29 protein-coding genes are annotated in these 26,074 nt (G+C 63.2%); 13 read left to right on the top strand and 16 right to left on the bottom strand.

What is annotated here, in order from left to right; all coding sequences use genetic code 11:
* Positions 1-16 precede the first annotated feature (16 nt).
* The 3 genes from LK12_RS19220 to LK12_RS19210 all read left to right on the top strand — a co-directional run bounded on the left by LK12_RS19220 (position 17) and on the right by LK12_RS19210 (position 3,677).
* Positions 17-967: a sulfotransferase gene (locus tag LK12_RS19220; RefSeq protein ID WP_039287687.1), complete on the top strand. Its 951-nt coding sequence runs from the start codon at positions 17-19 to the stop codon at positions 965-967.
* On the top strand, positions 964-2,340 hold the full coding sequence (locus tag LK12_RS19215; protein WP_156135564.1) for an O-antigen ligase family protein: 1,377 nt from the start codon (positions 964-966) through the stop codon (positions 2,338-2,340). Before LK12_RS19220 ends, LK12_RS19215 begins: the two co-directional genes overlap by 4 nt.
* A 125-nt stretch (positions 2,341-2,465) precedes the next feature.
* Positions 2,466-3,677, top strand: coding sequence for a glycosyltransferase (locus tag LK12_RS19210; protein ID WP_156135563.1), 1,212 nt, complete (start codon positions 2,466-2,468; stop codon positions 3,675-3,677).
* 126 nt (positions 3,678-3,803) lie between these two features.
* Here LK12_RS19210 and LK12_RS19205 read toward each other — a convergent pair whose 3' ends face one another.
* From LK12_RS19205 to otsB, 4 genes are all read right to left on the bottom strand, one after another.
* Positions 3,804-4,055, bottom strand: coding sequence for a hypothetical protein (locus LK12_RS19205; protein WP_039287680.1), 252 nt, complete (start codon positions 4,053-4,055; stop codon positions 3,804-3,806).
* A gap of 250 nt (positions 4,056-4,305) precedes the next feature.
* Positions 4,306-5,712, bottom strand: a complete 1,407-nt coding sequence (gene otsA / locus LK12_RS19200; protein WP_039287678.1) for an alpha,alpha-trehalose-phosphate synthase (UDP-forming) — start codon at positions 5,710-5,712, stop codon at positions 4,306-4,308.
* Between the two features lie 38 nt (positions 5,713-5,750).
* Positions 5,751-7,595, bottom strand: coding sequence for a glycoside hydrolase family 15 protein (locus LK12_RS19195; RefSeq protein ID WP_039287676.1), 1,845 nt, complete (start codon positions 7,593-7,595; stop codon positions 5,751-5,753).
* Positions 7,592-8,392 (bottom strand): trehalose-phosphatase, encoded by an 801-nt coding sequence (otsB, locus tag LK12_RS19190; RefSeq protein ID WP_052223612.1) that lies wholly within the window; start codon positions 8,390-8,392, stop codon positions 7,592-7,594. Before otsB ends, LK12_RS19195 begins: the two co-directional genes overlap by 4 nt.
* 280 nt (positions 8,393-8,672) lie before the next feature.
* On the opposite strand from otsB, the gene LK12_RS19185 reads away from it, so the two are divergent.
* The 5 genes from LK12_RS19185 to LK12_RS19165 all read left to right on the top strand — a co-directional run bounded on the left by LK12_RS19185 (position 8,673) and on the right by LK12_RS19165 (position 11,687).
* Entirely contained in the window at positions 8,673-9,425 is a 753-nt protein-coding gene (locus LK12_RS19185) for an HAD-IIB family hydrolase (RefSeq protein WP_039287675.1), read from the top strand.
* Between the two features lie 35 nt (positions 9,426-9,460).
* Positions 9,461-10,018 carry a hypothetical protein gene (locus LK12_RS19180; RefSeq protein ID WP_039287674.1) on the top strand — a complete coding sequence of 186 codons (558 nt, stop codon included), beginning with the start codon at positions 9,461-9,463 and terminating at the stop codon, positions 10,016-10,018.
* An 85-nt stretch (positions 10,019-10,103) separates the two neighbouring features.
* Positions 10,104-10,562: a Dps family protein gene (locus tag LK12_RS19175; RefSeq protein ID WP_039287673.1), complete on the top strand. Its 459-nt coding sequence runs from the start codon at positions 10,104-10,106 to the stop codon at positions 10,560-10,562.
* A 40-nt stretch (positions 10,563-10,602) separates the two neighbouring features.
* On the top strand, positions 10,603-11,220 hold the full coding sequence (locus LK12_RS19170) for a 6-phosphogluconolactonase (RefSeq protein WP_039287672.1): 618 nt from the start codon (positions 10,603-10,605) through the stop codon (positions 11,218-11,220).
* Positions 11,208-11,687 (top strand): NUDIX domain-containing protein, encoded by a 480-nt coding sequence (locus LK12_RS19165; protein WP_039287671.1) that lies wholly within the window; start codon positions 11,208-11,210, stop codon positions 11,685-11,687. The genes LK12_RS19170 and LK12_RS19165 overlap by 13 nt, the downstream gene beginning before the upstream one ends.
* A gap of 232 nt (positions 11,688-11,919) precedes the next feature.
* Here the strand turns inward: LK12_RS19165 and dinB are convergent, their stop codons facing one another.
* Positions 11,920-13,038 (bottom strand): DNA polymerase IV, encoded by a 1,119-nt coding sequence (dinB, locus tag LK12_RS19160; RefSeq protein WP_039287891.1) that lies wholly within the window; start codon positions 13,036-13,038, stop codon positions 11,920-11,922.
* A 92-nt stretch (positions 13,039-13,130) separates the two neighbouring features.
* Here dinB and LK12_RS19155 point away from each other — a divergent pair, with 92 nt between their 5' ends.
* A complete protein-coding gene (locus LK12_RS19155; RefSeq protein WP_039287670.1) occupies positions 13,131-14,411 on the top strand; it encodes a multidrug effflux MFS transporter in 1,281 nt (426 codons plus the stop codon).
* Positions 14,412-14,426: 15 nt separating this feature from the next.
* Here LK12_RS19155 and LK12_RS24725 read toward each other — a convergent pair whose 3' ends face one another.
* From LK12_RS24725 to crtY, 6 genes are read right to left on the bottom strand one after another with little or no spacing between them, the layout of a single operon-like run.
* Positions 14,427-14,573 (bottom strand): lmo0937 family membrane protein, encoded by a 147-nt coding sequence (locus tag LK12_RS24725; RefSeq protein ID WP_156135562.1) that lies wholly within the window; start codon positions 14,571-14,573, stop codon positions 14,427-14,429.
* 28 nt (positions 14,574-14,601) lie between these two features.
* Positions 14,602-15,600: a phytoene/squalene synthase family protein gene (locus LK12_RS19150; RefSeq protein WP_039287669.1), complete on the bottom strand. Its 999-nt coding sequence runs from the start codon at positions 15,598-15,600 to the stop codon at positions 14,602-14,604.
* A gap of 7 nt (positions 15,601-15,607) precedes the next feature.
* Positions 15,608-16,186: an LOG family protein gene (locus LK12_RS19145; RefSeq protein ID WP_039287668.1), complete on the bottom strand. Its 579-nt coding sequence runs from the start codon at positions 16,184-16,186 to the stop codon at positions 15,608-15,610.
* A gap of 2 nt (positions 16,187-16,188) precedes the next feature.
* Positions 16,189-16,626: a T6SS immunity protein Tdi1 domain-containing protein gene (locus LK12_RS19140; RefSeq protein WP_039287667.1), complete on the bottom strand. Its 438-nt coding sequence runs from the start codon at positions 16,624-16,626 to the stop codon at positions 16,189-16,191.
* Entirely contained in the window at positions 16,623-18,101 is a 1,479-nt protein-coding gene (locus tag LK12_RS19135) for a phytoene desaturase (RefSeq protein ID WP_039287666.1), read from the bottom strand. Before LK12_RS19135 ends, LK12_RS19140 begins: the two co-directional genes overlap by 4 nt.
* Entirely contained in the window at positions 18,098-19,297 is a 1,200-nt protein-coding gene (gene crtY / locus LK12_RS19130) for a lycopene beta-cyclase CrtY (RefSeq protein ID WP_039287664.1), read from the bottom strand. The genes LK12_RS19135 and crtY overlap by 4 nt, the downstream gene beginning before the upstream one ends.
* Before the next feature lie 74 nt (positions 19,298-19,371).
* On the opposite strand from crtY, the gene LK12_RS19125 reads away from it, so the two are divergent.
* Together LK12_RS19125 and LK12_RS19120 are read left to right on the top strand one after the other, a co-directional pair.
* A complete protein-coding gene (locus LK12_RS19125; protein WP_039287662.1) occupies positions 19,372-19,923 on the top strand; it encodes a GNAT family N-acetyltransferase in 552 nt (183 codons plus the stop codon).
* A gap of 84 nt (positions 19,924-20,007) precedes the next feature.
* The gene (locus tag LK12_RS19120; protein WP_039287656.1) at positions 20,008-20,859 is read left to right on the top strand and encodes a MipA/OmpV family protein; all 852 of its coding nucleotides are present in this window, start codon (positions 20,008-20,010) and stop codon (positions 20,857-20,859) included.
* Here LK12_RS19120 and LK12_RS19115 read toward each other — a convergent pair.
* Genes LK12_RS19115 through LK12_RS19105 form a run of 3 tightly spaced genes read right to left on the bottom strand, consistent with a single transcriptional unit; the run spans position 20,847 to position 22,325 of the window.
* Entirely contained in the window at positions 20,847-21,185 is a 339-nt protein-coding gene (locus tag LK12_RS19115; protein ID WP_052223611.1) for a transcriptional regulator, read from the bottom strand. The genes LK12_RS19120 and LK12_RS19115 overlap by 13 nt on opposite strands.
* A complete protein-coding gene (locus LK12_RS19110; protein ID WP_231568419.1) occupies positions 21,182-21,760 on the bottom strand; it encodes a hypothetical protein in 579 nt (192 codons plus the stop codon). The genes LK12_RS19115 and LK12_RS19110 overlap by 4 nt, the downstream gene beginning before the upstream one ends.
* Complete coding sequence (locus tag LK12_RS19105; RefSeq protein ID WP_039287886.1) at positions 21,732-22,325, bottom strand: uracil-DNA glycosylase family protein; 594 nt, start codon at positions 22,323-22,325, stop codon at positions 21,732-21,734. Before LK12_RS19105 ends, LK12_RS19110 begins: the two co-directional genes overlap by 29 nt.
* A gap of 116 nt (positions 22,326-22,441) precedes the next feature.
* On the opposite strand from LK12_RS19105, the gene LK12_RS19100 reads away from it, so the two are divergent.
* The gene (locus LK12_RS19100) at positions 22,442-22,840 is read left to right on the top strand and encodes a hypothetical protein (RefSeq protein ID WP_039287651.1); all 399 of its coding nucleotides are present in this window, start codon (positions 22,442-22,444) and stop codon (positions 22,838-22,840) included.
* Positions 22,841-22,878: 38 nt separating this feature from the next.
* Here the strand turns inward: LK12_RS19100 and LK12_RS19095 are convergent, their stop codons facing one another.
* Positions 22,879-23,187, bottom strand: a complete 309-nt coding sequence (locus LK12_RS19095) for an alkylphosphonate utilization protein (RefSeq protein ID WP_231568418.1) — start codon at positions 23,185-23,187, stop codon at positions 22,879-22,881.
* Between the two features lie 169 nt (positions 23,188-23,356).
* Positions 23,357-23,986 carry an SOS response-associated peptidase family protein gene (locus LK12_RS19090; RefSeq protein ID WP_082010658.1) on the bottom strand — a complete coding sequence of 210 codons (630 nt, stop codon included), beginning with the start codon at positions 23,984-23,986 and terminating at the stop codon, positions 23,357-23,359.
* A 214-nt stretch (positions 23,987-24,200) separates the two neighbouring features.
* Between LK12_RS19090 and thiC the strand changes: the two genes are divergently transcribed.
* On the top strand, positions 24,201-26,063 hold the full coding sequence (gene thiC / locus LK12_RS19085; protein WP_039287646.1) for a phosphomethylpyrimidine synthase ThiC: 1,863 nt from the start codon (positions 24,201-24,203) through the stop codon (positions 26,061-26,063).
* Positions 26,064-26,074 lie beyond the last annotated feature (11 nt).

The following is a 26,074-nucleotide window of genomic DNA, read 5'->3' as shown; positions in this document are numbered from 1 at the left end:
TCGAGCGATCTCGGGTATGAGTAGCCTTCCAAACTTGTTCTTGATAGGCGCTATGAAGGCCGGCACCACGTCGCTGGCCTCTTGGCTTGGGCTGAGCGATGCTGTCTTCGTTCCTAAGGTGAAGGAGCCAAATTACTACAGCAAAGAGCTGCGCGATGCAGGAATCATTGATGCCATCCCGGCGGGAATGCTTATCGATCTCGACAAGGTGCTTGATGCCAAGTCGGATCAATCAATTGCATTCTCCTATGTTGCCGACGAAGATTTCTATCACAGGCTCTACGCACCTGCTTCGGACAAGTTTCGGTATCGGCTAGACGCATCGACTACCTATCTTAATTCGCCTTATGCGCCTTCGGCGATCCACAAGGCACATCCAGATGCTAAGATTATGGTGGTTACTCGCGATCCGGTCAGGCGGGCGTGGTCCGAATTTCTAATGAATGTAAGTATCGGTGTTTCCGACATGAACTTTGAGAGGGCTCTCGAAAGGGAAGTTGAGTCTGTTCTGAATAATAGACCGCCACTTTTAGAGCGCTACATTACCACGGGGTTGTACGAGATGAACATCGGCCGTTATGAAGCCTTGTTCCCTTCAGAGCAAATTCTTAGACTGGACTTTGACGATATTGCCTCCGATTTCGTGTCTGTGAGTGCGAATATATCTTCATTCTTGGGAATAGACGACCTGCCGAATAATCTCGGGGTTGAGAACGCTTCGCGCATGCCCCGCTTCAAGGTTCTCAACAACGTCCTGCACACCTCAGGACTTAAATACTGGTTGAGGGATCGAACACCAGACTTCCTGCGCCAACCATTGCTAAGAGCATTCTACGGCCCAACCAAAATCACTATGCCTGAGGACTTTGTGCGCTGCTATAAAGTTGCTCATGATCGGATTTACATGCATCTTTCTACTTCACATATTTGGAGTACTGATTCAATTGCAATGCGAGGCGCGTCGTGATTGACAGGAGGGGGGCTGTTCTGACGAAATCACAAGGCAACCATCGTCAGCGTAGGAATTTACTTTGGGTTTCGATTGTCTTAGTTGCTTTGATATTAGGCTATGGAGCAAACGACTCTGCCGGTTTCGAGCGGACCCGTGGCATCTTTCACACTACCTATATCGCGCGATTTATGCTGGACGTCAGTTTGGCTTTGCTTTTGATTACACAAGGCTTGCCAAAACGGCCAAATTTTCGGTTAGGATGGTTTGCTCTCTTTTTTTTATATGTACTCGCTTACATCTCAATTTTTGACATTAAATACGGCGCTGTGGCGTCGCTTAAACAGATTTATTCGGTAACCGAATGGGTCGTCATGGTTTCGCTTGCTGCGATGATTCTAAGATTAGGTGAAAATTCCAGCATAGATGCGCGATTGGCTGCTCTGCTGCGTTTTAGTCAATTATTGCCGGTCGTTACCTCAATCATCGTTTTGACAATGGCACCGTTCAATTTCCGGCTGGCGTTTCTCGATGGTGATTTTCTGCGTCTTGGCGGCGCGATGATCCACCCTAATAAACTCTCCGTGCTCTGTGCTCTTGGAGTGGCAGCGTATATGGCAGACCCAAATTTAAAACGAAGATCTCTGCCAATCGTGTTTTTAACCGCGATCGTTATCTGGACGGGGAGCCGATCGGGAATGGCGGCGTGTGCGCTTGCGCTATTTCACGGGGTGTTGGGCAGATGTCCCCGGCGATGGCTGCCTTTCCTATATCTGATGTTCACCCTGTGCCTTCTCGTTATCATAATGGCGTTGCTGAATTACTTTTCTAGCCACATAAGCTCATTTCTGACGAACAGGCAGGGCGGCGGCCTCAATAACCGGGACGTCGTATGGGCTGCTTCGACCAAAATGATTTCCATGCGTCCTTATTTCGGTTTCGGTTGGCTTGAGGGGCCGAACCAGATCGGTGGCTTTGTGAACCAATCCTGGTGGTACGCACGCAACGCACAGAACGATTTTCTCAATTTTGGAGTGGCCGCTGGTGTGCCTGCCATGATATTGATCTTGCTGATCTTTCTTTTGGATTTGATCGTCGGTCTTTCAATGGAGTTCAAAGGATCTCGTCGTTTCCTTGGCATTGCTACGATCATCATTCTGCTGAGCGCGCTCGTCGAGCCCGTCATGTCCACGCGCTTCAATTCGGTCGGCTTGATCTTTGCTGCAGTGACTATTCTTTGTGGTGATATTGTTGCACGGCGCGGTTTGAGGCCTAAGTTTTGGCTCACATTTTCCGGATCGCGGTCCGTGTCTACACGGTTTGCGGGGCGGTCAAACGTGCCTCTCCGTTTTGGCGAAGGGGCCCGAAGCCTTGATGGGATTACTCGTTGATCGTCAGCTGATTATTTGACCAAGCTGGCAGGTGCTAGAGAGTATTGTGGGGGCATAGGTCCTCAGCTTGTCATTTTTCCCGATGCCTTGCGGAGCTTGAAGGGCGCGTTTTTGCCAAATGACGGTTGCAACCGTTTGTAATCGAGTTTCAAAATGATGGATGGCCACCTTTGCGGATCATTATTCTTCATAACTACTACCAACAAGCAGGCGGAGAAGACGCAGTCGTCGGGAATGAGGCGATGATGTTACGAAATGCCGGCCACGACGTGGAGATGGTGACCGTAAGTAACGGTGATATCAACGGAATCGGCGATAAGTTGCGCACAGCATTTTGCGTCGCTCACAGTTCCGCACGATACGCTTGGATGAAAGCTCTGCTCAGCAGGTTTCGCCCCGATATTGTCCACGTTCACAATTTCTTCCCTTTACTGACCCCCGCGGTGCATCAAGCTGCACACGAAATGGGCGTGCCGGTTGTCCAAACGCTGCACAACTTCCGGCTTTTTTGCGCGAAGGCGACTTTCGAACGGGATGGGCGGATCTGTGAACTATGTTTACATGGTAGCCGGGTGAATGCCGTGCGATTTGGCTGTTATCGGAATTCAAGAATTGGCAGCTTGGCGCTTGTGGCTATGCAACGTCGTGCTATCGACCGTGGGTTACTAATTGGTAATGTGGACCTGTTTATTGCCCTGACTAAATTTGCACAAAAAAAATATTATGAAGGTGGAATCCCTCTGGAAAAGATAGCTTTAAAACCAAATTTTGTCGATTCTCCGAGTGTAACGCTTCCGGAAATAGGAAAGGGTGCCCTTTATGTTGGGCGTATTTCTGAAGAAAAAGGTGTGGGTGTTTTAATTGAGGCCTGGAAGTCTCTTCCAGACATCCCCCTAACTATTGCCGGAGACGGCCCTTTGCGCAGGGAACTCGAGGCGAGGGCTCCGGCGAATGTCAACTTTTTGGGACGCATCGATGCAGACCATGTCGCTAAGGAAATGCGAAATGCGGCGATCCTCGTCATCCCGTCGATTTGGTATGAAGGTTTTCCGATGACGCTAGTGGAGGCATTTTCAAATGGCCTGCCGGTGGTGGCCTCACGTATTGGCTCGTTGACTGAGATCGTGGAACACGGCGTTACCGGCGCGCATTGTCTACCTGGTAATGCCGGTTCACTCGCCGAGACAGTTCGTCAGATGTTTGAGAGACCGGATGCACTTGCGGCAATGCGTCGTTCGGTTCGGCGTGTTTTCGAGGAACAATACTCGAAAGAGCAGAACCTGCGCATGATCGAGGATATTTATAAGACAGCTATTAAGCGGAGCCGAGCTTTGTAAGAGGATACAAGACAAAAGACTCTCGGTTAGTAATTGCCGTCCCAACATAACCTTGTCGCCGATTGTTGCCATGCTCGTGGCGAGGATTAGTGATCTGCCTCGAAGCGAGCATATCAAATGGCTCCGTCACTGACCAAAATGCTCCAAAATCCGCTCATCCAGCGGTTCCTTGAATCGCAGCGCCAGGTGACTGGCGTCCTTGCGTCTGGCTGTGGCTGTGAACGGGCCGATTGCGCCGATCCAGAGGGACACCTCGCCTTCGGCCACGGCTGCGACGCGGTCCGTTTCGAGGTCGCATCCCTGGTCGGCCAGCCCTGAGATTCTTACCATGGTGGATTCGCGCGGGCCAATGCATTCGCCGTAGAGAATCGTCGTCATAAGCACTTCACGCGCCCCGGTTTTCCGGGTCCTTTGTCCTGTCAGTCCACCGTCGGCGCCTGGGGCGTTCGACGGGCCGGGCGTTGGCCGGGCATCCACTCCTGTAAAGGGCGTAGAGGTCAGAAAGGTTTCAGGCGAGTGCCATTTCGATGACTCTTGCCGTTAGTCGCGTGAACGGAGCCCCTTTCGCGGCGAGGCGAAGCCGTGGGCGCGGGCCTTGTCCGGCGCGCCTTGTCCGGCGCTGCGCGATTCAGGCGGCGGTTTCGCCGGCTTCGACATCCTGTTTGCCGAAAAGGGTTTTCACGAATTCGTCGCGCCAGTGCACGACGTCCTCGTCGCGGACCGAGGCGAGCAGTTTTTCGTGGCGCCGGCGCCGTTCGGCCACCGGCATTTCCAGCGCGCGCTTGATGGTTTCGCTGACGTGCTCGATCGAGTGCGGATTGACCTGCAACGCGTCGGTCAGCTGCAAAGCCGCGCCCGCGAATTGCGAGAGGATGAGCACGCCGGGATCTTCCGCATCCTGCGCGGCGACATATTCCTTGGCGACGAGATTCATGCCGTCGCGCAGCGGAGTGACGAGCCCGATGTCGGCGGCGCGGTAGAAACCGGCGAGCTGGCGGCGCGGATAGCCGCGGTTGACGTAGCGGATCGGCACGAAGGCGACGTCGGCATGGGCGCCGTTGATGTGGCCGGTCTTGCGCTCCAGGTCCTCGCGGATCTGCTGGTAGCTGGCCACGTCGCCGCGAGAGGGCGGGGCGATCTGCAGCAGAACGACGTTGGCGGCCTGGTCGGGGTTGTCGGCGAGGAAGCGGTTGAAGCTCTCGAAGCGTTCTCCCAGACCCTTGGAATAGTCGAGCCGGTCCACACCGATCAGCACCTTGCGACCGCGCACGCTGGCCTTGAGGTGATCGTAGGCATCCTTGGCCTCTTCGCTCTGGCCGCCTTCGACGAACTCCTTGTAGTCGACGCCGATCGGAAAGGCCCGGGCGACGATCCTGCGTCCGTTGTAATCGATCGAGCCGTCCTCGTTGACGTCGAGCCCCATCTCCTTGTCGACGTAGTGCAGGAAGCTTCCCAGCCACTCCGCGGTCTGGAAGCCGATGACGTCGTATTCGAGCATCGAGCTGACCAGGCGTTCGTGAAAGGGCAGCGAGACCAGCAGCCGTGCCGGCGGCCAGGGCGTGTGCAGAAACAGGCCTATGCGGTTCTTCACGCCCTTCTGTCGCAGCATCGAGCCGAGCGGCAGCAGGTGATAGTCGTGCACCCAGACGAGATCGTCGGGCTCGATCAGGGGCAGGACGGAATCGGCGAAGCGCGCGTTGACCCGCTCGTACCCCTCGCCGAAATTGCGGTCGTATTCGGTCAGGTCGATGCGGTAGTGGAACAGCGGCCAGAGGGTGCGGTTGGCATAGCCGTTGTAGTATTCGTCGATGTCCTGCGGTTCGAGGTCGATCGTCGCGGTGGTCACTCCGTTGTTGCGCTGCATGTCGAGGTGGCCGGTAAATTCCTCGGTCTCCTGCCCGGACCAGCCGAACCAGATGCCGCGGTGTTCGCGCAGCGCCGAATTGAGCGCGACGGCAAGGCCGCCCTGCGCACCCGCGGCCCCGGCCGCCTTGGGCACCGAAACCCGGTTGGAAATAACAATCAGCCTGCTCATCGACTTGCCCCTTGGGATGACCCTTGCAGTTCTGCAGTCTAGCGCCAGTCCCGCCAAGACCGGGATAGTTGCCCGGCACAATTAATAATACCGACAAGCGAGTAGGTCTGGGGAAAGTTCCCCCAGAGCTCGCCGGTTTCGAAATCCATGTCTTCAGACAGGAGGCCCGATTTCGTGCGGTGGCCCAGCATGGCGTCGAACAGACGCCGCGCTTCCTCGTCCTCGCCGCTGCGGTGCAGGGCTTCTATCAGCCAGAAGGTACAGATGTTGAAGGCGGTCTCGGGAAGGCCGAAATCGTCCTCGTTGGCATAGCGCAGCATGTGCTCGCCGCGGCGCAGCGCCTTCTGCACGGCCTTCAGGGTAGCCTGGAACTTGGGATCGTCGGCCTGGAGATAGCGCAGCTCGACCATCTGCAGCAGGCTGGCATCGAGCTGCGAGCCGCCGAAGCTGGCCACGTAGTGTCCGCCTGCGCCGCCATCGTCGAGGTTGGGGCCTTCGACGTCGTGCCAGGCGCCGGCATCGATGTTCCGGCGCACCGTATCGGCGCGCTCCCGCCACAGTCTGGCGCGGTCGGTGAGGCCCAGATGATCGGCGGCATTGGCGAGGCGGTCGCACGCTGCCCAACTCATCACGCTCGAATAGGTATGGACGGCCGTGCGCGTGCGGAGTTCCCACAGGCCGGCATCGGGCTGGTCGTGCGTCTTCCACGCCATCTCGCCCACTTCCTCCAGACTGGCAAAGTCGTCCATGTTGGCCACGCGCAACAGGCGCAGGTCGGAGAAGGCCTGGATCGAGGGCAGGACGATCTGGCCGTAGCAGTCGTTCTGCACCTGGTAGTAGGCGGCATTGCCCACGCGCACCGGGCCCATGCCGCGATAGCCGGCTAGGTCGCCGGCCTCCCACTCGATGATTTCCTTGGCGCCGCTCACCGCATAGAGTGGCTGGATGGCGCCGCCCTCGGCATCGTCGACGATGTTGCGCAGGTATGCGAGGTACTTTTCCAGTACGTCGAGCGCACCGAGGTGGTTGAGCGCCTGCACCGTGTAATAGGCGTCGCGGATCCAGCAGTAGCGGTAGTCCCAGTTGCGCTGCGAATGAGGCGCTTCGGGGATGGAGGTGGTCAGCGCGGCGACGATGGCGCCGGTTTCCTCGTGCTGGCACAGCTTCAGGGTGATCGCCGCCCGGATCACCGCTTCCTGCCAGTCGAGCGGAGTGGCAAGCCCGCGCACCCACAGCCGCCAGTAATTGCCGGTGAGCTGAAGCATCGTCTCCAGCTCGTGCTCGACATTGCCATTGAAGGGCTCGTCGGGGCCGAGGAAGAAGTGCAGGGCACGCTCGACGCGGAAATAGCGCTCGTCGAGGACGTAGCCGACCGGTGCGTCCGTCGTCAGGCGCAAGGTATTGCGTTCGACGAGGTAACGGATGTGATTGGAGCCGTGGGTGATGTGGGCCAGTTGCGATCCGTAGCCGCTCATCGGCGTGAGGACGGTGCGGATGCGCGGCGAGCCCGAGACTGGGCGAACGATGCGGGCAAAGGCGACCGGGCGATAGGTTCGGCCGATGCGTTCGAAGCGCGGGCAGAAGTCATAGACGTCCACCGCGCCGCCGCTGTCGTCTTCCAGCCGGGTGACGAGGATCGGCGTGTTGCGCAGGTAATGCTGGCGGGTGGAGACCTGGTTTTCCAGTTCGAAGCGCCAGGTGCCCGCGTCCTGCCCCTTGTCCCCGCGCATCAGCGCGCAGAAGGTGGGATCGCCATCGACGCGCGGTACGCAGCCCCACACGATTGCACCGCGCTCGTCGATCAGGCCGCTGACCTGGCAATTGCCGATCGGCCACAGCTCCAGCGAGCTGTGATGCGCTGGCTTGTCGGCTGCCGAACTCATTCCGGCACATCTTCTGCGAGGGCGCGAGACAGCCAGTCGTGGACGGCCACCACGTCGGGCAACCGCCAGCTCGCGGCGGTCTTGCGCATGGGGCCAACCAGCACGCCGGTGCCGCCGAAATCGGAGACGGCACGGAAGGCGTCCTCGTCGGTCACGTCGTCGCCGACGAAAAGCGGGGAGGTGCCGGCAAACTCCGCAAGGTCCATGAAACGCGACACCGCACTGCCCTTGTCGGAGCCGGGCATGACGAGTTCGACGACCTGCTTGCCGTGTTTCATCTTGAGACCGCGCTCCTCGGCGACCTGTCCGGCGCATGCGAGGAGCCCGGCCTTGGCGTCGGGGTGCCGTCGATAATGCACTGCAACACTGAAGGGCTTGGGCTCCACCAGCAGCCCGCCGTTCGCTTCGGCAAAGCGGGAAAGCGTCTCTACCACGGCGCCGGGCAGCGGATCGGCGAGCGGATGGACCTCGCCGCCGCCCGCAGGCCGGAATTCGCCGCCATGGGATCCGGCCATGGCGACGTCTATCGGCCCCAGCATCGCCTCCAGTGCCTCGAGCGAGCGCCCGCTGACGAGAGCCAGCTTGCCTTCCAGGCGGCGCGAGAGCGCTTCGATCAGGCCGGGCAGCGAGCGGGCGACCACGACCTCGTCGGGGTGATCGGCAATGTCGACGAGCGTACCGTCGAAATCAAGGAAGAGGGCGGTCTGCGGTGAAATTCGCAGCGGTGGCGGTGGGGGAAGATCGGGCATCTGCGCACTGTCCTCCACCCGGGGAAGGCTGTCGGTAGTATCGGTCATTGCGTTCAATCTTGCACCTTCAATGCCGAAACGCCACCCCTGAAAACCGATTTTGCCGCAGTTGCGAAGGGGGCGGGCGGCGAAGGAACGGCAAGGCGCAAGGGGACGCCGTAAAACCGTTCTCCCGATTTGCCTCCAAATCCGCAGCATCTTGTGAAAAATTTTGCATTTGCGAATTAGGTGGCAAAAACGAACAGTGTGGCCTTGGGACATCCGGGCAATTGAAGACGCAATCGGTGGGCGCTATCGGCGGCGCTGCAGGAATGGCGAAAGGCTTTTGATGAAGAAAATCGTGGCGTTCGATCTCGACGGGACCCTGGCGCTGAGCAAGCAGCCGTTGACCGACGAGATGGCCGATCTCATGGCCCAGCTTCTCACCGTCGCGCAGGTCGCGGTGATTTCCGGCGGCGACTGGCCGCAGTTCGACAAGCAGGTCGCCAGCCGCCTGCCGGGGCATGCCGACCTTTCGCGCCTGTGGATGATGCCTACCAGCGGGGCCAAGCTCTATGTCCACCGCGAAGGGGCGTGGACGCCCGTCTATGCCGAATTGTTCACCGACGAGCAGAAGCGCGAAATTCTCGAAGCCTTCGATGCCGCGCTGGAGGCGACCGGATTTACGCCCGAGGAGACCTGGGGCGAGCGGATCGAGGACCGCGGCAGCCAGATCACGTTCTCCGCGCTGGGACAGCAGGCGCCCCTGCATGCCAAGGAGGTGTGGGATCCCGACTTTGCCAAGCGCAAGGTCATCCAGGCCGATCTCGTCAAGCGCCTGCCCGGCGTCTCGATCAACCTGGGCGGAGCGACTTCTGTCGACGTGACCCAGCCCGGTGTCGACAAGGCCTGGGGCCTCAAGCGCCTGGCCGAACACAGCGGCGTGGCCGAAGCCGACATGCTGTTCATCGGCGACGCCATCTTCCCCGGCGGCAACGACTATCCCGCCAAGGCCATGGGGCTCGATACCGTCTGCGTGCGCGATCCGGGCGATACCGCCAATGTGATCACCGCCATCGTCGCCTGCCAGAAGGTCGGCTGAGGATGCCGGCGGGCGCCTGACCGGGAGCCGGAGCGATGCCCGCCTTCTACCTCACGCTGATCGCCGTCCTGCTGGCGGGGATCGGCGCGCGCGATCAGGTGACCGTCGCCGGACTGGCGCTGCGGCAGGGACCGCGGCCGGGCATTCTCGTCGTGGCGCTGGCGTCTGCCGGTGCGACGGCTGTCTTTGCAACCTGGGCGGCCACTGCCCTGCTGGCGCAGTTGCCGCCGCCGGCCCGCACCATCTTTGTCGCGATAGCGCTCGCCCTGGCCGGGCTGGAATCGCTGATCCTCCGCCCGCGCCGGAATCCGCGCGAACCCACGCATTCTCTGGGAGCGCTGCTGCTGGTCCTGCTGGCGCACCAGGTTACCGACGCGGCACGGTTCCTCGTGTTCGGCATGGGGGTGGGTTTCGGCGCGCCGCTCGCGTCGGGCGCGGCGGGTATTCTGGGCGGCGGCGTCCTCGTGGCGTTCGCGTGGGGCTGGCCCCATCTGCTCGATACGGCCGCTGCGCGGTGGACCCGGCGGGGCGTGGGGGGCGTGCTGTCGCTGGTGGCACTGACGATCTTCCTATCGGAAATCGGAATTCTGTAATCGGTATAAGCGATCGAACCAGTTCTTATAATCGTCGTTTCCTATGTGTAGATAGATCACAACCACACACGGAGGAAAACGCACCATGACTTCCAAGGACAATTCCAAGGCCGCGCTGATAGACAGCCTCAACGGTCTTCTGGCCGATACCCTGGCGCTTTACGTGAAGACCAAGAACTTCCACTGGCACGTGCGCGGTCCGCAGTTTCATGACCTTCACCTGCTGTTCGACGCGCAGGCCACCGAAATCTTCGCGCTTACCGACGTTATTGCCGAGCGGGTGCGCAAGCTGGGCGGAAAGACCTTGACCTCGATCGGCTCGATTGCGGCCAGGACGACGATCAAGAACCAGGACGACACCGGTCTCGACGCCATGGCGATGGTCAGGGAACTGTTCGAGGACAATACCGCCTATGTCGCCACGCTCAAGGCGACGAAGGAACTGGCGGGAGAGGCCGGCGACAACGCGACCGACGGCATCATCGACGACTGGACCGACCAGGCCGAGGAACGCGCGTGGTTCCTGCGCGAAATTCTTGCCTGAGCCATTTCGTGAGGGGCGGGGGAGTGGTAAACCCTCCCCCATGGGCAGGCTCGAAATTATCGAAGACGCCCGGGACGACGCGATCGCCGCGTGGTTTGCCGGGCGTCTGCGCGCCGCGCTGGCACAGGCCCCGGAAATTGCGGTGACCGTGCCGGGCGGCTCGACGCCGTTCCCGATCTTCGACCTGCTGGCGAAGGAAGATCTGCCGTGGCAGCGGGTCTCGGTCTGGCCGGGGGACGACCGCATTGTCGAGGAGGATCACCCGGCCAGCAACGTCGGCAAGATCCGGACGCGCCTGGAACCCGCGGGGGCCCGCATCATGCCCCTGAGCGAGGATGCCAGGCCGCCGCATTTCGCCATCGCGTGGCTCGGCATGGGCGGGGACGGGCACGTCGCCTCGCTTTTTCCCAACACCGATCCCAAGCCTGACGACCCGCGCGCGGTACGCCGCCTCACGCCCGATCCACTGCCGCCCGAAGCGCCTTTCGACCGTCTCAGCCTCACCATTCCCACCCTGACCGACAGCGACGAGATCATGTTCGTGATCCGCGGTGCCGAAAAGCGCGCGGTGTTCGATCAGGCGGCGCGCGGCGAAAGCGATCTACCGGTCGCTCGCCTGCTCAAGGCGGCGCGGCACAAGGTGACGTGTTTCTGCTGAAACTGCTGCCCGCGCCGCTGCATCGGGCGCTGTACCGGCTCGCCCACTTTGCCCGGCGATGCTTCTGGAAGCTGCGGCGCCCGACCGTTTGCGGCGTTCGCGTCCTGGCGATCGATCCGCAAGGCCACGTCTTGCTGGTGCGTCATTCCTACGGGCCGGGGAAGTGGATGCCGCCCGGCGGCGGTCTGCGTTCCGGCGAGGCGCCGCTGCCGGCAGCCGCGCGCGAACTGCGCGAGGAAACCGGTTGCGTGCTCGAGACTGCGCAGGAAGTGACGATGCTTGTCGAAAACCTGTACGGCGCCCGCAATGAGGTGCACGTGATCGTTGGCCGCACGAGCGGGCCGCCGCGGCCGGATGCGCGCGAAATCGTGGACGCCGGGTTCTTCGCGCTCGACGCGCTGCCGGAGCGGATGACCGGGGCGATTGCCGCAGGCGTGCGAGAATGGGTGGCGCTCTACCGGTCGTAGGGCGCTATGGTGAAAGCCTCGCTGCTCGAGGCGTAATCGGTGATCCGGATCTGTTCCAGGCGATATCGAATTTGGCGTCGGCGACCGATCGCGCGTAACGCCCGCTTGATTAAGCGTGCCATGACCCTCTCCATTATTTTTGCGGAGAGGTAGCACGGCATTTTCGGCAGGCAAGACGGTATTCAGGTTTTTGGCGATTTTCCTGTACGCGTGGGAACTAAGCTCCGGGCGCTCACAGCAAGGAAAGCTGCCCGTCCTTGATCTCGGCAGCCTCGCCTCCCGTCCTTTCCAGCGCCGATAGGGTCAGGCCCATGAGCCGGATCGGCTGGGGCAGGGGCATCAGGTCTTCGAGCAGGGCATGGCCGATGCGCGCGAACTCCGCCTTGTCGGCGACGAAATGGGAAAGCGAGCGGGCGCGAGTCAGCGTCTTGAAGTCGGCATAGCGCAGCTTCATCGTTACGGTCCGCCCGCGCGCTTCGGCGCGTTCGATGCGTTCCCAGACGATATCGATGATCGAATCCATGGTCTCGCGCAGGGCGTCGGGATCCTTGATGTCATCGAAGAAGGTGCGTTCGCCACCCACGGACTTGCGAGGCCGGTCGGCTCGCACCTGGCGCAGGTCGACGCCGCGTGCGGCACGAAAGAGGTATTCGGCGAAGCTGCCGAAGTGCGCGCGCAGAAAGGCGAGATCCTTCGCTGCGAGGTCGGCGCCCGTCTCGATGCCCAGGCGTGCCATCTTCTCGGCTCCGCGCGGGCCGACGCCATGGAAGCGGCGCACCGGCAGCGAAGCGACGAATGCGGCGCCTTCGCCCGGGCGGATCACGCAAAGGCCGTCGGGCTTGTTCTGGTCGCTGGCGAGCTTGGCGAGAAACTTGTTGTAGGAGACCCCGGCACTGGCAGTGAGGCCGGTTTCCGCCTTGATGCGGCGGCGGATCTCCTCGGCGATGCGGGTGGCCGACCCGATCCCCTTGAGATCGGCGGTAACGTCCAGGTAGGCCTCGTCGAGCGAGAGCGGTTCGACGTGCGGCGTGTAGTCGAGGAAGATCGCACGGATCTGCTGGCTCACGCCCCGGTAGACGTCGAAACGCGGCTTGCGAAAGACCAGGTCGGGGCACAGCCGCAAGGCGCGCGACGAGGGCATGGCCGACCGCACACCGAATTCGCGCGCCTCGTAGCTTGCCGCCGCCACCACGCCGCGCCCCGACGAGCCACCGACCGCCAGTGGCTTGCCGCGCAGAGCGGGATCGTCGCGCTGTTCGACGCTGGCGTAGAAGGCGTCCATGTCGACATGGATGACCTTTCGCAGGCCGTCGGCTTCCTGTTCCTCGTCCTGTCTTTCGGATGGCGGCATGGCGCCAATATAGACGGCGATTGCAGAAACGGCACCCGGCCCGGCGTCGAAATGACTGGCGCTTGCTTCGCACTTGCGGCATTCGCGCGACCATGCATTCCCCCGATGCGACATCCCCTGCCGAGCAGCCCGAGAACTTTCCGATGCGGGAGGTCGAGTTCGTGGCGATGATGGCCTCGATCCAGGCGCTCATGGCGCTTTCGATCGATGTCATGCTGCCGGCCCTCGGCCGCATTTCGGGCGATCTCGGGGTGTCCGATCCCAATGAACGGCAACTGATTGTAGGCGTGTTCCTGATCTGCTCGGGGCTGGCCTCGCTGTTTCCCGGAGCCATCGCCGACCGCTTCGGGCGGCGCCCGGTATTGCTGACGGCGGTTTCGGCCTATGTCGTGTTGTCGTTCGTATGCGCCATCGCTGGCAGTTTCGAACTGCTGCTGATCGTGCGCGGCGTCGTGGGCGTGTTCACCTCGGCAATGCTGGTCATGCCGATGGCGATCCTGCGCGACCGGTTCGACGGTGACCGCATGGCGCGCACGCAGTCGATGATCGCGATGACCTTCATGGTCGTGCCGATGCTTGCGCCGATGGTGGGGCAGGCGGTGCTGCTGGTAGCCGGCTGGCGCTGGATCTTCGGGATCATGGCGCTGATGGGGGCGCTGGTGTTCGTGTGGGTCTGGACCCGGCTCCCCGAAACCCTGCGGCCCGAGTACCGCCAGGCGATCGAGATCCGGGTGATCGCGGGCAACATGGGCATGGCGCTGCGCGAACGCGCCTCACTCGGTTATTTCTTCGGAGCTGCTTTCGTGCAGGCTGCGCTGTTCGGATATATCAACAGCGCCCAGCAGCTCGTGGCCGAGCATTTCGGCGCTGGTGTGCTGTTCCCGGCCGTCTTCGGCGGCATGGCGCTGGTGATGGCGAGCACCAATTTCATCAATTCGCGGATCGTGGAGCGCTTTGGGGCGCGGCGTGTCTCGCACACCGCGCTGATCACCTACATCGTACTTGCTGCCGTGCACCTGGGCGTTGCGCTGCACGGCGAAAGTCTCTGGGTCTTCGTGCCGCTGATGACCGCGAGCATGTGCATGATGAGCTTCATCGGGGCCAATTTCCAGGCGATCTCGCTGCAGCCGTTCGGACGCACGGCGGGGGCGGCGTCCTCTGTGATGTCGTTCCTGCGCACCGTGATCGGAGCGGTGCTCGGCACCCTGATTGGACAGGCCTATGACGGTACGGCCCGACCGATCATGGGCGCCATGCTTGCATGCGGGGCGACGGCGCTCGTCCTCGTTCTCTATTCAGAGCGGGGGCGGTTGTTCCGCCGCATCAATCCGCCCGGATTCTACAAGAACGTCGTGCCGCCCGCCGCGCATTGAGCGGGCGGGAAGAGGCTACATTCGGCGGCCGCGGAACAGCTGGACGAGGCCGACGACGATAGCGATGATCAACAGCAGATGGATCAGCGCGCCGGTAACCTTGAAGACGACGAAGCCGAGCAGCCAGAGAATGAGCAGGATGGCAGCGATGGTGAAAAGCATGGGTGGTTCTCCGCGAGGATACGGCTGCTCAACGCGCCGGATCGGCTGAGGCTCCCTTCGGGGTGCCGGCCATCCTGGCCGCCGCGTTCAATTCGCGCCGGGACAGTGTCGGACGCGGCGCCGGCGCCGGTTCGCGCCGGGCCTCGGCGAGAGCCGCCGCGACCATCCGCAGCTTGTCGATCTTGCCGGTATGAACCCGGTGGTCCCAGGCATGGGCGCCCAGCCGTTCCACTTCACGGGCGATGCCGCCGTAGATGTTCGCCGCCGAAAGCACGGCCCAGCGCTGGCGAAAGGCCAGACGCGCGGCGCCGACACGGGCAGAGGCTTCATATTCGCGCGCCAGTTCGCAGGCGCGGGCGACCATCGGCACCAGCGCATGGCGGTAATGCGGCTTGGTGATCTCGCCGGGCGGAATGTCGGCTTCCACCAGCCATTCGATCGGCAGGTAACAGCGACCGCGGGCATCGTCCTCCCACACGTCGCGCACGATATTGCCGAGCTGGAAGGCGATGCCGAGATCGCAGGCTCTGTCCAGCGTGTCCTCGTCCTCGGGGGAAACGCCCATGACCACCGCCATCATGACCCCGACAGCGCCGGCAACGTGATAGCAGTAGCGCAGCATGTCGGCCTCGCCGCGCGGGCGCCAATCGTCGGCATCGAGCGCGAAGCCGGCCATCACGTCTTCCACCATAGCGCGCGTCACCGGCACTTCGCGCATGAGCAGGGCCAGTGCGTCGAAGGCCGGAGAGCCGGTATCCTCGCCGGCTATGGCCAGTTCCGTCAGCGTGCGGATCGTGGCGAGGCGGTTCTCGGGCGCCATGCTGGTGCCGACAGGGCCCGGCGCGACCGCGTGGCCGTGATCCTGTTCGTCGGCAATGTCGTCGCAGGCGCGGCACCATGCATAGAGCAGCCACACGCGCTCGCGCGTCGTCCGGTCGAACAGGCGGCTGGCGGCGGCAAAGCTCTTCGAACCGCGGCGGATCGACCGGCGGGCGGCTTCCACAAGCTGGGCGCGACTGCCGGCCATCGTGGGGTTACAGGGTGTCCGGATTCATGCTGGTGATCGGCGTGATCGGTTCGTGCGCTTCCATGCGGGTCAGCAGCAGGTCCAGTTCCGCCTCGGCCATGATGATGCTTTGGTGTGCGGGTCGGACGAAGCCGACTTCTGCCATGTGCCGGTTGAAGGCGAGCAGGCCGTCGTAGAACCCGAAGGCATTGAGGATGCCGACCGGCTTGTTGTGGTAGCCGAGCTGCGCCCAGCTCACCGCTTCCCACAGCTCGTCCATGGTGCCGACGCCGCCGGGAAGGACAAGAAATCCGTCGGAAAGCCGGGTGAAGGCGGCCTTGCGCTCGTGCATGTCGGAAACGATGCTGAGTTCGCAGTCGTAGTTGGCGACCTCGCGATTGACGAGCGCCTGCGGGATGACACCGATCACTTCGCCGCCGGCCAGCATCGCCGATCCGGCCACCGCGCCCATCAGCCCCAGCTTGCCGCCGCCATAGACGATGCCGATGCCCTGCCGGGCCAGCGTGGTACCGACTTCGCGGGCGAGATCCACGTAGCGCGGATCGGCAGGCGTGGCGGAGCCACAGTAGACGGCGAGGCGTTTCATGGTCAGTCCGTGGCCTTCAGTTTGATCGGGGTGCCGTCGGGGAGGTCGCGGGTCTGGTAGGCGACTTGCCCGGCAAAGGAAATGAGGTCCGCCAGCGATTGGCGAACGAGGTTCTCGTGCGCGTAATCGCCCGCGAGCAGGGCGTCGGGCGTCAAGGTGTAGACCTCCTCTTCGGCCGGCTCGCCGAGCCGGTCGCGCGCGGCCTGCACCAGCGCCTCGGCGCGCCAGACCAGCGCGACTTCGGGATCGGCCATGTACTGTGCGGCCTGCTCCTCGCCGCCCAGCCGGATCAGTTCGCGGGTTTCGGGATCGAGGTAGTGGATCGCATCGTCGGTATCGCTCAGCAGCAAATGGCCCATCCGGCTCACCGCGATGATCTCGGCGAAGTCCACCCCGGTCCAGCCCCAGTCGCGGCGCAGCGCCTGCATGACCCTGCTCACCGCAGGTCCTCCAGCATCAGCCTGGCGGTGGCCTTGGCGCTGCCGACGACGCCGGGAATGCCCGCGCCCGGATGGGTGCCGGCGCCGACCAGGTAGAAGTTCTTCAGATTGTCGTCGCGGTTGTGGCCGCGGAAGAACGCGCTTTGCGTCAGCAACGGCTCGAGGCTGAAGGCATTGCCCTTATAGGCGCCGAGATCGGATTCGAAATCGGGCGGGGCATAGTGGAAGCGGGTGACGATCCGGTCGTAGATGTCGGGGATCAGCCGGCGGCTGACTTCGTCGAGCACCCGGCGTTCCAGTTCGGGGCCGACTTCATCCCAGTCGATCGGCAGTTTGCCCATGTTGGCGACCGGCACCAGCGCATAGAACGTGCTCTTGCCCGGCGGCGCCATCGAGGGATCGGTGACGGTGGGATGGTGCAGGTAGATCGAGAAGTCGCGCGGCAGAACCCCATGCTCGAAGATGTCGTCGAGCAGGCCCTTGTAGCGCGGCCCGAACAGGATGGTGTGGTGCGGAATGCCGGGCCAGGTACCTTCCAGGCCGAAGTGGACCACGAACAGGCTGGGCGAATAGCGCTTGCGCGCCAGCTTGTGCGCCATTTTCTGCCCGCGCGCGGTATCGCCGAGCAGGTCGGCGTAAGTGTGCATGATGTCGCCGTTGCTGGCGATGGCGTCGAAGCGATGCTTCCAGCCGCTCGCGGTTTCGACTTCGGTGACGTGATCGCCCAGGGTATCGATGCGCACGACCTTGTCGCCGAGCCGCACTTCGCCGCCGATCCGCTCGAACAGCCTGGTCATGCCCTGCGCCAGCTTGTTGGTGCCGCCCTTGGTCCACCACACGCCGCCGTCCTTTTCGAGCTTGTGGATCAGGGCGTAGATCGCACTGGTGGTCATTGGATTGCCGCCGACCAGCAGCGTGTGGAACGAGAGCGCTTCGCGCAGGTGTTCGTCCTTCACATAGCTCGAGACCATCGAATAGACCGAGCGCCACGCCTGGTAGCGGGCAAGGGCCGGGGCGGCCTTTATCATGCTGGTGAAGTCGAGGAAGGCCTCGTGGCCAAGCTTGACGTAGCCCTCCTGCCAGACCCCGGCGGAATAGCGCAGGAACTCGTCGTACCCGCCCAGATCGTTGGGCGAGACGCGCGCAATTTCCCGGCGCAGCGCGGGCTCGTCGTTCGAGTAGTCGAACACCGTACCATCGGTCCAGTTGAGCCTGTAGAACGGGGAGACCGGCATCAGCTCGACGTCGTTTGCCATCTCCTGGCCGGTCAGCGCCCAAAGCTCGCGCAGGCAGTCGGGATCGGTGACGACCGTGGGGCCCGCATCGAAGGTGAAGCCTTCGCGCTCCCACACGTAGGCGCGTCCGCCGACCTTGTCGCGCGCCTCCACCAGCGTTGTCGCGATACCCGCGCTCTGCAGGCGGATGGCGAGGGAAAGGCCGCCGAACCCGGCGCCAATGACGCAGGCCTTCTTCATTCTTCGTGGCCCTTCTCAAGTCCGAGGTCGGCAAGCGGCCGTCCGCCTCCGGCCAATGTCGCGATGGCCGAGCCGATCGGAACCGGCGGTTTGCCGGCAAGGATGCGTACCCGGTCTGGAATGGTCGAACGCCCGGCGTAGAATCGCTCTATCAGCGGGGCGGGGAGGCGGTAGAATCGCTCCAGCACGCGCCAGCGCGCCTCGGGCGCAGCCGCGCCGAACAGCATGCGGCTCAACATCCGGTAGAAGCGCCCCCGGCGCCAGTGATCTGCGGCCCATGCATGACTGGCCCCTTCTAGGCCCGCGCCGGAGAGGTTGTCGAGACTTGTAAGATGCAGTGCGAATCTTACCGCATCGGGAAGCGAATAGGACGTGAGCGGATGCACCAGTGCGGCGCGCGCGCCGGCGCGTGCCGGGCCACCGGCGCCCTGTTGCCAATATGCGTTGAAATCGCCCGCCGCGATCACCGGGAGCACGCCGGTTTCCTCGTAGGAGACAGCCTCGACCTGCCAGCTCTGCTGCGCCGCGTAATCGGCGATGCGGCGGCGCAGGACTGGACGGTCGAGGTCGGGGCTGTCCGCATAATAGGTGTCTTCGACGAAGATGTCGGTCTCCGTGAAGGGCAGGCAATAGACGAATCGGTACCCGTCCAGCTGTTCCACCCGCGCATCCATGACGACGGGCCGTTCCAGTCCATGCGGCGCGGACAGGCGCAGGCTTTGTCCCATGAATTTCTGCCAGCCGCCGGCCATGTGCGGCATGCCCGTGATTCCGCGCGCGTCGATCACGCCCCCGGCTGCGATGGTGCGCCCGTCGCCAAGCGTTACCGACGTGGGGGTTGCTTCGATGACCTGCGTACCGTTCAACACGCAGTCAGGCGGCAGCGCGGCACGCACCGCCGCGTCGAGCCGGTCGCTGGTCACGCTGCAATAGGGCGTCGCCAGGCTGCGTGAGTGACCGGGAAAGTGCACCGAGTAGCCGTTCCAGCGCGCCGCGATCACGGGTTCGAGCAGTGGCAGGCCCGCTGCTGGAATATCGCTTTCGAAGAACGACCAGACATGATCGCCGCCAAGCCTGTCTTCGCGCTCGATTACCATGATGCGCAAGTTCTGGCGTCTGGCCGCCAGTGCCAGCGCAACGATCCCGCCGCTAAGGCCCCCACCGAGTATTGCGAGATCACAGGTATTCGCGTGCATCGTTGCTCCGTTTAGGGACACCTGCCGAATGCTGCAACTTGGCTTCAAAGTTGCTTTGCGGCATTGTCACACGGATGACAGAAGATCTGACCGTGTGCGATGCATCGCCCGGCGATGCCGTGGCCATTGCGGAAATCTATGCACATTACGTGCTGGAAAGCACCGCTACGTTCGAAACTGAACCCCCGGATGAGGCTGAAACCCGGCGGCGCATGCTCGACCTGACCGAGGCCGGATATCCGTTTCTCGTCACCCGCGACGGCAGCGGCCGGGTGGTCGCCTTCGGGTTCGCGCATCGCTACGGCCCGCGCAACGGCTACCGCTACAGCGTCGAGACGACGATCTACGTGCGATCCGACTGCGTGAAGCGGGGAATCGGCGGAAAGTTGCTCACCGAACTGGTCGATGCCTGCGAGCGACGCGGCTACCGTCAGGCCTTTGCCGTGATCGCCGCTTCCGAGCCGGCCTCGGTGATCCTCCACGCCCGAGCCGGATATCGCCCGGTCGGCACACTGTCCGGTGCCGGGTGGAAGCACGGCCAATGGATCGACGTTTTCCTGATGCAGCGCCAGCTTGGAGAGGGCAACGAGACGCTTCCCGACGAGGCCCAGACCGGCGGGATCTGACCGCCGCCGCGCCCGATGACGCCCGATTCTTGCAACCTCCATGCAATTCGGGGCGTTGCGAGGGGCGGGCAACAAGGAAATTCCATGCGCAGATATCGCTTATCGCTTCCCATCGCCATTTCGGCTTCCGCCCTTTTCGCGGCGCTGCCCGCGGCGGCGCAGGACGGGCCCGATGAGGAAGAACTGCCACGCGATCGCATCACGGTGGGAGCGGGCGCCATCTATAACCCGAGCTACGACGGTTCGGACGACTATGTGCTTTCCCCGTTCCCGGTGATTCAGGGGCAGGTACGCGGCATCGTCATCACGCCGCGCCCCGGGGGCGTGGCGCTGGACATGATCCCCGATGACGAGGACGCCCGGGTCGGCTTTTCCTTCGGTCCGGTGGCGCGGCTATCCTTCAATCGCAATCGGCAGATCAAGGACGAAGTCGTCAAGGCGGCGGGCAAGCTCGATCCCGCGATCGAACTGGGCGTGAACGGCGGCGTTACGGCCTACAAACTGCTCAATCCCTACGATTCCCTGACCGTATCGGCAGACGTGAAATGGGATATCAACGGCGCCTACAAGGGCATGACGTGGTCGCCCTCGGTGTCCTACGTCACGCCGCTCAGCAAGGCCATTCTGGTGACGCTTTCGGCCAGCGCCCACCATGCCGACGGCAAGTACGCGCGGTATTACTATTCGGTGACCCCGGCGCAGAGCGCGGCCAGCGGGTTGCCCGAATACCGGGCCGAGAGCGGCTGGGACAGGGTGAGCGCCGGCATGCTGGTCGGCTGGGACCTTTCCGGGGACCTGCGCGACGGCGGCGTGGCGCTTTTCGCCATCGGCAACTACTCGCGCATGCTGGGTGACGGGCGGGACACGCCCTATACCGCGCTGCGCGGCGATGCCGATCAGTGGACCCTCGGCGTGGGCGCCGCCTACACCTTCTGATCGGCCGTATCGGCCAGGCCGGCGGTGCTCATGATCCGGTTGAGAGCCGCCACATGTTCGGTGAAGGCCTTGCGGCCCTTGCGGGTGAGGCTGGCCCAGGTGCGTTGCCTGCCATTCGCCGGTGCCTTGCGGAGCTTGATGTAGCCGGGTTCGCTCAAGGCTGCGAGGTGCTTGGAGAGGACCGAGTCCGATACGCCCGTCACTTCACGCAGTTTGGCAAATTCGGCTTCTGAAACGGCTGCAAGCACAGCAGCAATCTGCAATCGGGCTGGAGGGTGCAGGATCATGTCCAGCCCTTTCTGGCCAGCGGCTCCCGTACTGCTCATGCTCCGGCCTGCTCCCGCAATTCAGCTAGGTAGATGCGTTGCCACCAGACGCTACCAAGGGTGCCCATTGCCAGCGCTATTGCTGCAGCGACAAGGCCGGAAGTTGTTGGAAAGGGCTGCTGGAAGTCCATGCGCGCCCAGATGCCAAGACCTATGATGCTTACGCATAGGGCTATCGAAAGAACCAACGTACGCCCGCGCCGCCAACCATTGACGCGCAAGCCGGTCCTGCGTTTGTCACGCCGCATCAGCGCGAAGGCCATGGCGAGCGCCAAAGCATAGAGAATGTAGGTCAGCAGCCCATGCGCGGAAAATCCGAGCACCAGAATGGCTTCCACGAGACCGAAGGCGATGTGGCGCCAAGCGGGACATGCCGAATCCTGAATTGACGCGAGGCGGCCGCGTGCATCTTGCACGGCACCCAGCGCTCCGGCAGCATCATTACGATCGATCATCATGTAACCTTCCATGTCTTTCCAATGTGGAAAGTCAATGGACCTAACTTTCCAGTTTTGCAAGTCATCATTTTCCAAAATGGAAAGTAAGTTATCGCAGGGCTTGTTGCACGTATCCACGCAGCGCCGGCAGGACTTCCGCTTCGAACCAGGGATGCTTCGCCATCCACAGCCGGCTGCGCCATGCCGGGTGGGGCAGGGGGAACAGGCCGTCCGGCGCCTCGCGCCACCGGCGCACGGCCTCGGTGAGGTTGGGCGCGAAGCCGCGTGGAAGATACCGCTTCTGCGCGTACTGGCCGACCAGAAGCGTCAGTTCGATGCTGGGCAGTTCGGCCAGCAGGCGCTCATGCCACAGCGGCGCGCATTCGCGGCGGGGCGGCAGGTCGCCACCATTGCCCTTTCCCGGATAGCAGAAACCGGAAGGCATCTGCGCGATCTTGGCGGTATCGTAGAATGTCTCGCGGTCGATCCCCAGCCAGTCGCGCAGCCGGTCGCCGCTGTCGTCGTCCCACCCGATGCCGCTGGCGTGCACCTTGCTGCCCGGCGCCTGTCCGATGATCAGGACAGGCGCCTCGCGCGAAGCGGCGACGAAGGGGCGCGGTTCGTGGCCCAGTTCGCCAAAGTCCTGCGCGCAGACGCGGCAGGCGCGGATTTCGCCGAGCAGGGTATCGAGCGGGGGAGGCATGCGATGGAGATGGCGGTGCGATGCTGTGGACGCAACCCAATTTGACCAATCCACCTTTACGCGGCCGGCCTCTGCGTCCATCCTGCCGGCCTGTTTGGGGGAATGGAGAAAAATACATGCCCGACCTGTCGCTGGCACCGGCGTGGACCGCGCTTTTTCTGGGGCTCTTTGCGTTCTTCGCCGGGATCGGGGAACTGCGTAAGCCGGGACATTGGCACACGCTGATCCAGGAAATCGTGGCGTCGCCCGCGCTGCAGCTCGCCACCGGGCTGCTCGAACTGTTCCTGGGCGCGGTGATCTATATCGCCAATCCTTGGGCTTCGCCCGACTGGCTTTCGAGTGCGCTGAGCGTCGTCGGCGGCCTGATGTGCATCGAGGCGCTGATGGTGATTGCCTTCTCGGACGTCTACATGGCGTTCTGGGTGCGCCGCTTCGGGCCGCTGTCCAAGCTGTGGAGCTGGTGTTCGGTCGTCATCGGCCTGGCGCTGATCGCGGTGGGCCTGCTGCACTTCTGAGCCCAGCACCACAGGCCGGGGGGCGACGAAAGCCGTGCTCAACGCTTGCGCACGAACTCCGCGCGCAGGACCAGGCCCTTGATGCCGGGGTATTTGCAGTCGATTTCCTGCTCGTCGCCGGTCAGCCGGATCGCGGGGATGACAGTGCCGCGCTTGAGCGTCTGGCCCGCGCCCTTGACGGTGAGGTCCTTGATCAGCGTGACGGAGTCGCCGTCGGCAAGGACATTGCCCACCGAATCGCGCACTTCGACGGTGTTCGCGGCCGCTTGCTTGGCAGCCAGTTCCGAAGCGGGCATCCACTCGCCGCTTTCCTCGTCGTACACGTAGTCTTCGTCGTCAGCCATCATGCGCTCTCCTGTTCGCGGGCGCTTTGGCAGGGCGAAGGCCGTTTGACCAGCTTTGATGCATATTTTGCATCTGTAAGCCCCGCCAAGGTTCCGTTCGTGTCGAGCGAAGTCGAGACACGTTGGCCCTGGTTTTGCGTGTCTCGACTTCGCTCGACACGAACGGTGGGGATCAGTCCTCCGGCACTCGCCGCACCGCCATCAGCGAACTCGAATAGGGCTGCACCAGCGCCTGCGCGCGGTCCCAGCCGCCATAGAGCCACACGTCGCGCATGGCCGCATCGGGGGGCAGGATCACCGGCATCGTGTCGCGCCCCTCGGCCCGCAGCGCGGCATTGGCCTCGCAGGCTAGCAGCGCGAAGGCGGGGACTTCGCTGTCCTTCCACACCGCCGCCATCGCGAAGACCGGCTGGTCGGAGCACGCGTACCAGCACTGCCGGCGCTTGCCGTCCTTGGGTGAGGGCTTGCCCCATTCCATGAAGGCGGTTGCAGGGATCAGGCAGCGGAATTCGCTGTTGCGCAAGTTGCCGATCCAGAACGGGCTGGAGAGGTTGCGCACGGTCAGCACCGGCCGCGCATCGGGCACCGAGGGCGGGGGCGGCACGCCCCACAGGCGCGGGATCATCCGCGTTTCCAGCGTGCGTCCGGCCGGTCGCGGCCCGGCGATGAACTCGCGCCCGGCGGTGATCACCGGAGCGAACTGCCCCGGTGCCACGTGCCCGCCCGCCCAGGGATCGTCCCCCACGCGCGCGCCGAAGGCACGGCCCACCGCAGCAGCGGCAGCATCCAGGCGATAGAGCATCGGCATCGGCTCCGGCCCCTAGACGCCATGCCCGCAGCCGTCTATCATTGCGCCTTCCCCGGGGAGCCAGCAGGTCGTTAATCGGCCATCGGCTGAGAGTTGTGGGTATGCTCCACAAGACCCGTCGAACCTGAACCCGTTAGCACGGGCGGAGGGAGTGGACGCCGCCTCCCGGCCTATCCGCGCCCCATCCGCCCCCAGGAGAGAAGCGCATATGGCCGACATCAACAGCAAGCTCGAGATCGGCGTTACAACCGGACCCATCCGCGGATCGAAGAAGATCTACGTCCCGGCGCAGGCGAACCCTGCGGTCAAGGTGGCGATGCGCGAGATCCATCTCGAGCCGTCGAGCGGCGAGCCGCCGGTGCGCGTCTACGACACTTCCGGCCCCTACACCGATCCAGACGCGGTGATCGACATCCAGGCCGGCCTGCCCGCGCTGCGCCGCGAATGGCAGCTCGCCCGCGGCGATGTGGAGGAATACGATCCGCGCGAAGTGAAGCCGGAAGACAACGGCCAGCTCGGCCCGGACCGTTCGGGCGGCGTGCCCCCGTTCCCGACCGCGCTGCGCAGGCCGCTGCGCGCCAAGCCCGGCAAGAACCTCTCGCAGATGCACTATGCGAAGCAGGGCATCATCACGCCGGAGATGGAATACGTCGCCGAGCGCGAGAACCTGGGCCGTGCGCGCCTTGCCGAGTACAACCGCTCGGGCGAGAGCTTCGGCGCGTCGATCCCCGACTACGTGACGCCCGAATTCGTGCGCGATGAAGTCGCCCGCGGCCGGGCGATCATCCCCAGCAACGTCAACCACCCGGAAAGCGAGCCGATGGCGATCGGCCGCAACTTCCTCGTGAAGGTCAACGCCAACATCGGCAACTCCGCCGTTGCCTCGGACGTTGCCAGCGAAGTCGACAAGATGGTCTGGTCGATCCGCTGGGGCGCGGACACGGTGATGGACCTCTCCACCGGGCGCAACATCCACGACACGCGCGAATGGATCATCCGCAACAGCCCCGTGCCGATCGGTACCGTGCCGATCTATCAGGCGCTGGAAAAGGTCGGCGGCATTGCCGAGGACCTGACCTGGGACATCTTCCGCGACACCCTGATCGAGCAGGCCGAACAGGGCGTGGACTACTTCACCATCCACGCCGGCGTGCGCCTGCCCTACGTGCCGCTCGCCGCCAAGCGCATGACCGGCATCGTCAGCCGCGGCGGCTCGATCATGGCCAAGTGGTGCCTCGCGCACCACAAGGAGAGCTTCCTCTACGAGCACTTCGACGACATCACCGAGATCATGAAGGCCTACGACATCGCCTACTCGCTGGGTGACGGCCTGCGTCCCGGCTCGATTTACGACGCCAACGACGAGGCGCAGTTCGCCGAGCTCTACACGCTGGGCGAGCTGACCAAGAAGGCCTGGGAACAGGACGTGCAGGTGATGATCGAGGGCCCCGGCCACGTGCCGATGCACAAGATCAAGGAGAACATGGAAAAGCAACTGGAAAGCTGCGGCGAAGCCCCGTTCTACACCCTCGGGCCGCTCACCACCGACATCGCGCCGGGCTACGACCACATCACCAGCGGCATCGGCGCCGCGCAGATCGGCTGGTACGGCACGGCGATGCTCTGCTACGTCACGCCCAAGGAACACCTCGGCCTGCCCGACCGCGACGACGTGAAGGTCGGCGTGGTGACGTACAAGCTGGCCGCCCACGCGGCGGACCTTGCCAAGGGCCACCCCGCCGCGCAGGTGCGCGACGATGCCCTGTCGAAGGCCCGCTTCGAGTTCCGCTGGCGCGACCAGTTCAACCTGTCGCTCGATCCGGACACGGCAGAGGAATTCCACGACCAGACGCTGCCCGCCGAAGGCGCCAAGACCGCGCACTTCTGCTCGATGTGCGGTCCCAAGTTCTGCTCGATGCGGATCAGCCAGGAAGTGCGCGACTTCGCCGCCAAGCAGAACCAGCCGAGCACCGGCTTCCTAGCCGCCGCAGAGGCGGAGAAGGGCATGGAAGAGATGTCCAAGGTCTACAAGGACAAGGGCAACGAACTCTACCTGCCGGCCGAGGACTAACTGCGCGTATC

The organism is Novosphingobium malaysiense, assembly GCF_000802225.1.
Classification (GTDB): domain Bacteria; phylum Pseudomonadota; class Alphaproteobacteria; order Sphingomonadales; family Sphingomonadaceae; genus Novosphingobium; species Novosphingobium malaysiense.
This window is presented reverse-complemented; position numbering and strand designations above follow the sequence as displayed.

Excerpts from the sequence above, each read along its gene's own strand:
- otsA (WP_039287678.1), bottom strand. The coding sequence starts at position 5,712 with ATGAGCAGGCTGATTGTTATTTCCAACCGGGTTTCGGTGCCCAAGGCG.
- LK12_RS19185 (WP_039287675.1), top strand. The coding sequence starts at position 8,673 with ATGAAGAAAATCGTGGCGTTCGATCTCGACGGGACCCTGGCGCTGAGC.
- LK12_RS19125 (WP_039287662.1), top strand. The coding sequence starts at position 19,372 with ATGACAGAAGATCTGACCGTGTGCGATGCATCGCCCGGCGATGCCGTG.
- LK12_RS19135 (WP_039287666.1), bottom strand. The coding sequence starts at position 18,101 with ATGAAGAAGGCCTGCGTCATTGGCGCCGGGTTCGGCGGCCTTTCCCTC.
- LK12_RS19100 (WP_039287651.1), top strand. The coding sequence starts at position 22,442 with ATGCCCGACCTGTCGCTGGCACCGGCGTGGACCGCGCTTTTTCTGGGG.
- LK12_RS19105 (WP_039287886.1), bottom strand. The coding sequence starts at position 22,325 with ATGCCTCCCCCGCTCGATACCCTGCTCGGCGAAATCCGCGCCTGCCGC.
- LK12_RS19090 (WP_082010658.1), bottom strand. The coding sequence starts at position 23,986 with ATGCTCTATCGCCTGGATGCTGCCGCTGCTGCGGTGGGCCGTGCCTTC.
- LK12_RS19205 (WP_039287680.1), bottom strand. The coding sequence starts at position 4,055 with ATGACGACGATTCTCTACGGCGAATGCATTGGCCCGCGCGAATCCACC.
- LK12_RS19220 (WP_039287687.1), top strand. The coding sequence starts at position 17 with ATGAGTAGCCTTCCAAACTTGTTCTTGATAGGCGCTATGAAGGCCGGC.
- LK12_RS19175 (WP_039287673.1), top strand. The coding sequence starts at position 10,104 with ATGACTTCCAAGGACAATTCCAAGGCCGCGCTGATAGACAGCCTCAAC.
- LK12_RS19095 (WP_231568418.1), bottom strand. The coding sequence starts at position 23,187 with ATGATGGCTGACGACGAAGACTACGTGTACGACGAGGAAAGCGGCGAG.
- LK12_RS19170 (WP_039287672.1), top strand. The coding sequence starts at position 10,603 with ATGGGCAGGCTCGAAATTATCGAAGACGCCCGGGACGACGCGATCGCC.
- thiC (WP_039287646.1), top strand. The coding sequence starts at position 24,201 with ATGGCCGACATCAACAGCAAGCTCGAGATCGGCGTTACAACCGGACCC.
- LK12_RS19115 (WP_052223611.1), bottom strand. The coding sequence starts at position 21,185 with ATGAGCAGTACGGGAGCCGCTGGCCAGAAAGGGCTGGACATGATCCTG.
- LK12_RS19120 (WP_039287656.1), top strand. The coding sequence starts at position 20,008 with ATGCGCAGATATCGCTTATCGCTTCCCATCGCCATTTCGGCTTCCGCC.
- LK12_RS19180 (WP_039287674.1), top strand. The coding sequence starts at position 9,461 with ATGCCCGCCTTCTACCTCACGCTGATCGCCGTCCTGCTGGCGGGGATC.
- LK12_RS24725 (WP_156135562.1), bottom strand. The coding sequence starts at position 14,573 with ATGCTTTTCACCATCGCTGCCATCCTGCTCATTCTCTGGCTGCTCGGC.
- dinB (WP_039287891.1), bottom strand. The coding sequence starts at position 13,038 with ATGCCGCCATCCGAAAGACAGGACGAGGAACAGGAAGCCGACGGCCTG.
- LK12_RS19150 (WP_039287669.1), bottom strand. The coding sequence starts at position 15,600 with ATGGCCGGCAGTCGCGCCCAGCTTGTGGAAGCCGCCCGCCGGTCGATC.
- LK12_RS19145 (WP_039287668.1), bottom strand. The coding sequence starts at position 16,186 with ATGAAACGCCTCGCCGTCTACTGTGGCTCCGCCACGCCTGCCGATCCG.
- otsB (WP_052223612.1), bottom strand. The coding sequence starts at position 8,392 with ATGACCGATACTACCGACAGCCTTCCCCGGGTGGAGGACAGTGCGCAG.
- crtY (WP_039287664.1), bottom strand. The coding sequence starts at position 19,297 with ATGCACGCGAATACCTGTGATCTCGCAATACTCGGTGGGGGCCTTAGC.
- LK12_RS19195 (WP_039287676.1), bottom strand. The coding sequence starts at position 7,595 with ATGAGTTCGGCAGCCGACAAGCCAGCGCATCACAGCTCGCTGGAGCTG.
- LK12_RS19155 (WP_039287670.1), top strand. The coding sequence starts at position 13,131 with ATGCATTCCCCCGATGCGACATCCCCTGCCGAGCAGCCCGAGAACTTT.